Annotated in this window: 7 protein-coding genes and 1 tRNA gene; 4 read left to right on the forward strand and 4 right to left on the reverse strand. The window is 69.4% G+C overall.

What is annotated here, in order from left to right:
• Positions 1–340: 340 nt before the first annotated feature.
• Together ACIRYZ_RS31830 and ACIRYZ_RS31835 are read right to left on the reverse strand one after the other, a co-directional pair.
• The gene (locus ACIRYZ_RS31830; protein ID WP_402950937.1) at positions 341–1,618 is read right to left on the reverse strand and encodes a PTS transporter subunit EIIC; all 1,278 of its coding nucleotides are present in this window, start codon (positions 1,616–1,618) and stop codon (positions 341–343) included.
• Between the two features lie 533 nt (positions 1,619–2,151).
• Positions 2,152–3,441 (reverse strand): PTS transporter subunit EIIC, encoded by a 1,290-nt coding sequence (locus tag ACIRYZ_RS31835; RefSeq protein WP_402950939.1) that lies wholly within the window; start codon positions 3,439–3,441, stop codon positions 2,152–2,154.
• Positions 3,442–3,692: 251 nt separating this feature from the next.
• Here ACIRYZ_RS31835 and ACIRYZ_RS31840 point away from each other — a divergent pair, with 251 nt between their 5' ends.
• From ACIRYZ_RS31840 to rdgB, 4 genes are all read left to right on the forward strand, one after another.
• Positions 3,693–4,079: a glucose PTS transporter subunit EIIB gene (locus tag ACIRYZ_RS31840; RefSeq protein WP_402950941.1), complete on the forward strand. Its 387-nt coding sequence runs from the start codon at positions 3,693–3,695 to the stop codon at positions 4,077–4,079.
• Between the two features lie 106 nt (positions 4,080–4,185).
• Positions 4,186–4,911 carry a ribonuclease PH gene (gene rph, locus ACIRYZ_RS31845; RefSeq protein ID WP_402950943.1) on the forward strand — a complete coding sequence of 242 codons (726 nt, stop codon included), beginning with the start codon at positions 4,186–4,188 and terminating at the stop codon, positions 4,909–4,911.
• Between the two features lie 193 nt (positions 4,912–5,104).
• Positions 5,105–5,494 (forward strand): hypothetical protein, encoded by a 390-nt coding sequence (locus ACIRYZ_RS31850; RefSeq protein WP_402950946.1) that lies wholly within the window; start codon positions 5,105–5,107, stop codon positions 5,492–5,494.
• Between the two features lie 39 nt (positions 5,495–5,533).
• The gene (gene rdgB / locus ACIRYZ_RS31855) at positions 5,534–6,139 is read left to right on the forward strand and encodes an RdgB/HAM1 family non-canonical purine NTP pyrophosphatase (RefSeq protein WP_402950948.1); all 606 of its coding nucleotides are present in this window, start codon (positions 5,534–5,536) and stop codon (positions 6,137–6,139) included.
• Positions 6,140–6,205: 66 nt separating this feature from the next.
• Here rdgB and ACIRYZ_RS31860 read toward each other — a convergent pair.
• Positions 6,206–6,280 (reverse strand) — tRNA-Leu (locus ACIRYZ_RS31860).
• A gap of 64 nt (positions 6,281–6,344) precedes the next feature.
• A complete protein-coding gene (locus ACIRYZ_RS31865; RefSeq protein ID WP_402950951.1) occupies positions 6,345–7,205 on the reverse strand; it encodes an HNH endonuclease in 861 nt (286 codons plus the stop codon).
• Between the last annotated feature and the right edge of the window lie 303 nt (positions 7,206–7,508).

Genomic DNA, 7,508 nt, shown 5'->3' on the forward strand with positions numbered 1-7,508 from the left:
GGCCGTCGGCACCCGGGTGCGCGCGGCCGCGCGGTGACGGCCCGTGGACGGGCTGGGCCCGGGCGGGCGGAAGGGGAGGAGGACCGGCGCCGGGCGGGACGTCAGCCGGGCGGCGGTGGGGGAACGGTCAGCTCAGCCGCGACACGCCGCGGACCACACGCGACCGAAGTCGATGTGGCTGCGGGTGACCAGCGGGCACGAGGCGTTCACCGCTTCAGTTGACCAGGGGGTCCGTCGGTTCGTCAACCGCTGTTTCCACCTGACGGACATGCCGAAGGCCCCGCCCGGCCGCTGGGGGAGCAGCGGCCGGGCGGGGCCTCGACGGTGGGGCGGACGGGCCTCAGGCCTTGGTCACGTCCTCGATCTCGTCGTCGTCCTCACGACCCGGGGTCTTGAGGTCGAACTTGGTGATCGCGAAGCGGAAGAGGAAGTAGTACAGCGCGGCGAAGACCAGGCCGATCGGGATGATCAGCCACGGGTCGGTGGCCTTGTTCCAGGCCAGCGCGTAGTCGATCAGACCGCCGGAGAAGGTGAAGCCGTCGTGCACGCCGAGGGCCCAGGTGACGGCCATCGAGACCGCGGTGAGCAGCGCGTGGATGACGTACAGGACCGGGGCGATGAAGACGAAGGCGAACTCGATCGGCTCGGTGACACCGGTCACGAAGGAGGTCAGGGCCAGCGACATCATCATGCCGGTGACGGCCTTGCGGCGGTGCGGCTTGGCGGCGTGGGCGATGGCCAGCGCGGCGGCGGGCAGCGCGAACATCATGATCGGGTAGAAGCCCGACATGAACTGCCCGGCGGTCGGGTCGCCGGCGAAGAAGCGGTGCAGGTCACCGTGGACGACGGTGCCGTCCGGCTGGGTGAAGTCACCGGTCTGGAACCAGGCGAAGGAGTTCACGAACTGGTGCATGCCGACCGGCAGCAGACCGCGGTTGACCAGGCCGAACGCACCCGCGCCGAACGCACCGGCGCCGATCAGGCTGTCGTTCAGGCTCTTGATGGCGTCGCCGACCGGGCCCCAGGTCAGGGCGAAGAGCACGCCGACGCCGGTGCCGACGAAGGCCATGATGATCGGGACGAGCCGGCGGCCGTTGAAGAAGCCCAGCCAGTCGACCAGCCTGGTGCGGTGGTACTTCTGCCACAGCACGGCGGCCAGCAGGCCGATCACGATGCCGCCGAGCACGCCCGGGTCCTGGTAGACCGGCTTGATCCACTTGTCGCCCTCGATGTGGCCCTCGGTGACCGGGAACGCGGTGAGCACGTTCTTGTACACCAGGAAGCCGACCAGCGCGGCGAGGGCGGTGGAGCCGTCCGCCTTCTTGGCGAAGCCGATCGCGATGCCCACCGCGAACAGCAGCGGCAGGCTGCTGAAGACGCCGTCACCGGCAGTGGCGAAGACCGAGGCGACCTTGTTCCAGCCGAGGCCGTCCTTGCCGAAGACGTCGTCCTGGCCGAGACGCAGCAGCAGGCCGGCCGCGGGGAGCACGGCGATCGGCAGCTGGAGGCTGCGACCCATCTTCTGCAGACCCTGGAGGAGGGTCTGGCCGAACTTCTTGGCGGGGCTTGGCATGGCCGGAGCCGTGGCGGGCGTCGGTGCCTGCGCAGACTGACTCATGGGGGTGGGTTCCTAACGGCATGGCGGTCGGTCGGGGGAAGGCACAGGGGGCCGAACCGCGAACTGGTCTACACCACGTGTGGTGTAGACCAGTTTTGTAGCACGGGCGGAGAAGGCGGGGAACCCCGGAAAGCACCGCCGCCCGGAAGCGCTATGAAATCGAAACCTAGTCGCGGAACGACGATCATGATTTCAGTCGCGATTGGGATTTTGGCTATTTGCGCAACAAAAAGCGCCGTCGCCGTGCGGCGCCGGGCCCGGACGGGCGACCGGGGGTCGCGCCGGACGATCCCGCCGCTCCGGGGCGTGCGCGGCGGCTGCTGAGAGTGATCGTGGCGTCGCGGACGTGTCGGATGTGGCGTCCCCCACTCACGGTCGGGCGCGGTCAGGAGCGTTGCCGGGCGGCCGGATCGCGGCCGAATTATCTTTTCCGCGGCCATCGGACCGGGAATTCAGTCCTTTCCCGAAATGGCGAAGGCCCCCGGACCGGCGGGTCCAAGGGCCTTTGCGGGCGATGTGCGGGGCGGCGGGATTCAGGCCTTGGTGACGTCCTCGACCTCGCTCTCCTCCTCGCGGCCCGGTGTTTTCAGGTCGAATTTCACGATGATGAACCAGAAGAGCGCGTAGTACACCGCGGCGAAGCAGAGTCCGATGATGATGATCAGCCACGGCTTGGTGGCCAGCCCCCAGTTGATCACGTAGTCGATCAGGCCGGCCGAGAAGCTGAAGCCGTCGTGCACCCCGAGCCCCCAGGTGACCGCCATCGAGGCGCCGGTCAGCAGCGCGTGCACGCCGTACAGGGCCGGGGCGATGTAGGCGAAGGAGTACTCGATCGGCTCGGTGACGCCGGTGACGAAGGAGGTCAGGCCGACCGAGAGCATCAGGCCGTAGATCTCCTTGCGGCGGTGCGGCTTGGCGGCGTGGGCGATCGCGAGCGCGGCGGCGGGCAGCGCGAACATCATGATGGGGAAGAAACCGGACTGGAACTGGCCGGCCGTCGGGTCGCCCGCCAGGAATCGCGGGATGTCGCCGTGCACGACGGTGCCGTCGGCCTTGGTGAACTCCCCGAACTGGAACCAGACGAAGGTGTTCAGCAACTGGTGCATGCCGATCAGCAGCAGTGCGCGGTTGAACAGGCCGAAGACGCCGGCGCCGCCCGCGCCGAGATCGGCGAGGTTCTGCGAGAAGTCGTTCAGGGCGCGGCCGATCGGCGGCCAGACCCACAGCGCGAGCGCGGCGGTCAGCATGCCGACCAGTGCGGTGATCATCGGAACCAGGCGGCGGCCGTTGAAGAAGCCCAGCCAGTCGACCAGCCTGGTGCGGTGGTACCGCACCCACAGCCAGGCCGACATCAGGCCGATCAGGATGCCGCCGAGCACCCCCGGGTTCTGGTACGTCGCGTTGGCCGCCTTCGCCGAGGAGTAGTCCACGCACTGGTCGCTGACCAGCACCGTCGGCGGCTTGCAGCTCTCCGGGAAGGCGTGCAGGGCCTTGTAGTAGACGAGGAAGCCGACCACGGCCGCCAGGGCGGTCGAGCCGTCCGCCTTCTTGGCCATGCCGATCGCCACACCGACGCAGAACAGCATCGGCAGGCCGAGCGCGGAGTCGAGCAGGGCGCCGCCGGCCGCCGAGAACACCTTGGCGACGTCGGTCCAGCCCAGGCCGTCCTTGCCGAAGACGTCGGGCTGGCCGAGCCGGTTGAGGAGGCCGGCCGCGGGGAGCACCGCGACCGGCAGCTGCAGCGAGCGGCCCATCTTCTGGAGTCCGCCGTAGAAGGTGTGCCACCGGGTGGTCCGCGGGGCCGTGGCTCCTGCCGAACTCATCATCCGCCCTCCGGGAGCAGTTGCCGTCGGGAGACCCGGTGCGGGACCCTCGGGCGGGGCCAGGAACACCCGGGGTCCTTCCTGCGTTCATCGGAGTACACATATATTGGTGTAGACCACTTTGGGGCGCAGGCCGCACACCGGGACGCGAGCCCCGCTGATCGTCATCCTCGGGCGGCGGTCGGAAGCCCGCGCGCCGAAATGGGCCAAAAGTGGTCTAACGTGGCATACCGGACCGGCCCGGGTCATGCTTGTCGCGCTGCCCGCCAGCACGACCGCAGCTGAACCCGCGTCAGCCTCCGGCACGGACCTCACCGCCCGACGGTCGAGGCCCACCCCAAAGCACAGCGCAGGACGGCACCCGGCAGAGCCGCCGAAGGGCCGAGACAGAGGGAGAAAACCAGATGGCCAGCAAGGCTGAGAAGATCGTCGCCGGTCTGGGCGGCATCGAGAACATCGAAGAGGTCGAAGGCTGCATCACCCGCCTGCGCACCGAGGTCAAGGACGCCACCCTGGTCGACGAGGCCGCCCTCAAGGCCGCCGGCGCCCACGGCGTCGTCAAGATGGGCACCGCGATCCAGGTCGTCATCGGCACCGACGCCGACCCGATCGCCGCCGACATCGAGGACATGATGTGAGCTGAGCCACCCAGGCCCACCACACCCGGCCCGCCGACCCGCTCAAGGGGCCGGCGGGCCGAGGCACATCCGGAACCAAGCTCCGGAGCGACTACGCTCAGTGCCTATGTCACGCATCGACGGCCGCACCCCCGAACAGCTCCGCCCCATCACCATCGAGCGGGGCTGGAGCAAGCACGCCGAAGGCTCCGTCCTCATCTCCTACGGCGACACCAAGGTGCTCTGCACCGCCAGCGTCACCGAGGGCGTCCCGCGCTGGCGCAAGGGCAGCGGCGAAGGCTGGGTCACCGCCGAGTACTCCATGCTCCCCCGCGCCACCAACACCCGCGGCGACCGCGAAGCCGTCAAGGGCCGCATCGGCGGCCGCACCCACGAGATCAGCCGCCTCATCGGCCGCTCGCTGCGCGCCGTCATCGACCACCGCGCCCTCGCCGAGAACACCATCGTGCTCGACTGCGACGTCCTCCAGGCCGACGGCGGCACCCGCACCGCCGCCATCACCGGCGCCTACGTCGCCCTGGTCGACGCCGTCTCCTGGGCCCGCGAGCGCAAACTGCTCCGAGCCAAGGGCCAGCCCATCATCGGCGGCGTCAGCGCCGTCAGCGTCGGCATCATCGACGGCGTCCCGATGCTCGACCTCCAGTACGAGGAGGACGTGCGCGCCGAGACCGACATGAACATCGTCTGCACCTCCGACGGCCGCTTCGTCGAGGTCCAGGGCACCGCCGAAGGCGCCCCCTTCGACCGCGACCTCCTCAACCGGCTGCTCGACCTCGGCACCCTCGGCTGCGCCGAACTCGACGGCATCCAGCGCAAGGCCCTGGAAGGCTGAACCCCCGCCGGGCGTACGGTCGTCGACCACTCCGGACACACCGTCCGACGCACCGCCCGACGCACCGTCGGACGGCCTGCTGTACAGGCCCGGCCCGCAGACCGTACGGTTCCCGCAGCACCCCCGCTGCGGGAACCGCGCCCCCGTGGCGCGCGTCCCTCCCCACGGAACCCGCGCCCCCCAGGAGGACCGGATGCCGTCCAGCATCGCCCGCCCCGCCGCCCTCGCCGTGGCCGGACTGATCGCGATCCTCCCGCTCAGCATGGTGAGCTGCTCCGCCGCCCAGAAGGCGATCGACTGCGGCAACACCGCCGTCAAGGTCACCGGCGACATCGCCGACCTCACCAAGGCCTACGACAACGCCAGCAACGACTCGGCCGCCGCCGGCAAGGCGCTGCAGAAGCTCAAGAGCGACCTCGACCAGATCGGCAAGAACTCGAAGAGCACCGACGTCGCCAAGGCCGTGACCGACCTGCAGAAGCAGGCCGACAAGGTCCAGCAGGCCGTCGACAAGAAGGAAGCCCCCGACCTCAAGCCACTCGGCGACGCGGCGGGCAACCTCACCTCGGTCTGCACCGGCTGATCCTCTCCACGCTCCGGAGCTCTGGATAGGGTGGGTGACATGTCCACCCGCCTGATCCTCGCCACCCGCAACCAGCACAAGGTCGCCGAGCTGCGCGCCATCCTCACCGACGCCGGCCTGGACGTCGAACTCGTCGGCGCCGACGCCTACCCCGAGATCCCGGACGTCCCCGAGACCGGCGTCACCTTCGCCGAGAACGCCCTGCTCAAGGCCCACGCCCTGGCCCGCGCCACCGGCCTGCCCGCCGTCGCCGACGACTCCGGCCTCTGCGTGGACGTGCTGGGCGGCGCACCCGGCATCTTCTCCGCCCGCTGGTCCGGCAAGCACGGCGACGACCGCGCCAACCTCGACCTGCTGCTCGCCCAGCTCTCCGACATCGACGCCGCCCACCGCGGCGCCCACTTCTTCTGCGCCGCCGCCCTGGCCCTGCCCGACGGCACCGAGCGCGTCGTCGAGGGCCGCCTCCTCGGCACCCTGCGCACCGCCCCGGCCGGTGACGGCGGATTCGGCTACGACCCGATCCTCCAGCCCCTCGGCGAGACGCGCACGTGCGCGGAACTGACGGCGGACGAGAAGAACGCCATCAGCCACCGCGGCCAGGCCTTCCGGGCCCTGGCGCCGGTGGTGAAGGAGCTGCTGGGCTGACAGCCCACAGAAACGACGATGGCCCGCCTGCCTTCGATTCGAAGGCAGGCGGGCCATTTCGCTGAGTACGCCCGGTGGGACTCGAACCCACGACACTGCGGACCTAAACCGCATCTCTCTAGCCAGCTGGAGTACGGGCGCACGTCAAAGCAAGCGTACCGGTAGGCGGATGTCGCTGCGGCCGCTTTCTCGAAATCGGACCGCGCTACGCGGCGGTGTCCCTTCGGGGGTCGGTGCGGTTCTTGTTCCGGCCGCAGTAGGTCGGCGTGATGGAGTGACAGTTGGGGCAGAGCAGGCGGAGGTTCTCCCGCCTGTTGTCGAGCCAGTCGCCGTTGATGTGGTCGACCTCCAGGGTCATCGGGTGGCCGAGCCAGGTCGGGGGAGCGCCGCACAGCTCGCAGACGTCGGGATGCCCGATGTGCACGAGCATGGTCCGAAGTCGATCGCCCGGGATGCGCTGGCTTCCCGGTGGGCGTCGGACCAGCAACTCCTCGGCCGTGCGCCGTGGTCCGGTCTTCTGTCCCTTGTTGTGCGCCCGTCCGGTGAAGTGGCTGGTGTCGAGTCGGTGGAAGTCGATGGCCTCTCGCGCCAGCGTCCGCGAGTTGCCGCAGTCCGTCATCCCGAGGGCGAGGATCACGCCACGGATGCTCCGGTGTGCGGCGACGGCCTGCGTCAGGGCATCCCTCGGAATGGCTTCGACCCTGCTGCGGCCGTCGCCCCTGAACCTGAAGTGCGAGGTGTCGATGCCGAAGTCGGCCAGGCGCTTCTTCAGGTAGGCGTAGAGGCTGTCGTACGGGGCGACGCCCAGGTAGGCCATCATCCCGTTGATGCTGTCGCTATTGGCGGCGGCTTCGGCCAACACCTCTCGCGGGTAGCGGCGGCGCCCATAGTCAGGCCTGGCGTGGTTGAAGTGCGAGGTGTCGATGTCGTAGTGCCGCAGTCGCTTGCTCAGGTAGCTGTGCGTGCCGCCCGCCATCGGCACGCCGAGCTTGCGCATCATCTCGTTCACGCTGCTGGACTCGGCCGCGAGCGAAGCGAGCAGCTCGCGGGTGTACTTGACCGGCATGGTGGTCCCCCTGTGGGCTCGTGAGCCCCCTTCCCTGTCGTGAGAACGATCGCCGGGCGGATCGGTTACGGCCTCCCGTGGGTTTGGGAAGTGTTTGCCAAATGGGATGCGGGGCGGCAGTCATCCGCCCCTGTCGCCGCGTAGCGGTGACTGGACGCGGGAGCCCACCCAACAGCCAGCTGGGCGTTACCCGCAAGCTCGGGGCTTCAGGACTCCGTTGGGAAATTCGCAAACCGGGCTGGGTGATCAGGCTGCGAGGTCGAGTGCGGCGAGGTGCGAGATTCGTGTCTTGCCGAGTGGTGT

The organism is Kitasatospora sp. NPDC101155 (genome assembly GCF_044768305.1).
Taxonomy (GTDB): Bacteria; Actinomycetota; Actinomycetes; order Streptomycetales; family Streptomycetaceae; genus Kitasatospora.

Bases quoted from the DNA above. Each gene is read 5' to 3' on its own strand.
- ACIRYZ_RS31830 (WP_402950937.1), bottom strand. From the start codon at position 1,618: ATGAGTCAGTCTGCGCAGGCACCGACGCCCGCCACGGCTCCGGCCATG.
- ACIRYZ_RS31835 (WP_402950939.1), bottom strand. From the start codon at position 3,441: ATGAGTTCGGCAGGAGCCACGGCCCCGCGGACCACCCGGTGGCACACC.
- rph (WP_402950943.1), top strand. From the start codon at position 4,186: ATGTCACGCATCGACGGCCGCACCCCCGAACAGCTCCGCCCCATCACC.
- ACIRYZ_RS31850 (WP_402950946.1), top strand. From the start codon at position 5,105: ATGCCGTCCAGCATCGCCCGCCCCGCCGCCCTCGCCGTGGCCGGACTG.
- rdgB (WP_402950948.1), top strand. From the start codon at position 5,534: ATGTCCACCCGCCTGATCCTCGCCACCCGCAACCAGCACAAGGTCGCC.
- ACIRYZ_RS31865 (WP_402950951.1), bottom strand. From the start codon at position 7,205: ATGCCGGTCAAGTACACCCGCGAGCTGCTCGCTTCGCTCGCGGCCGAG.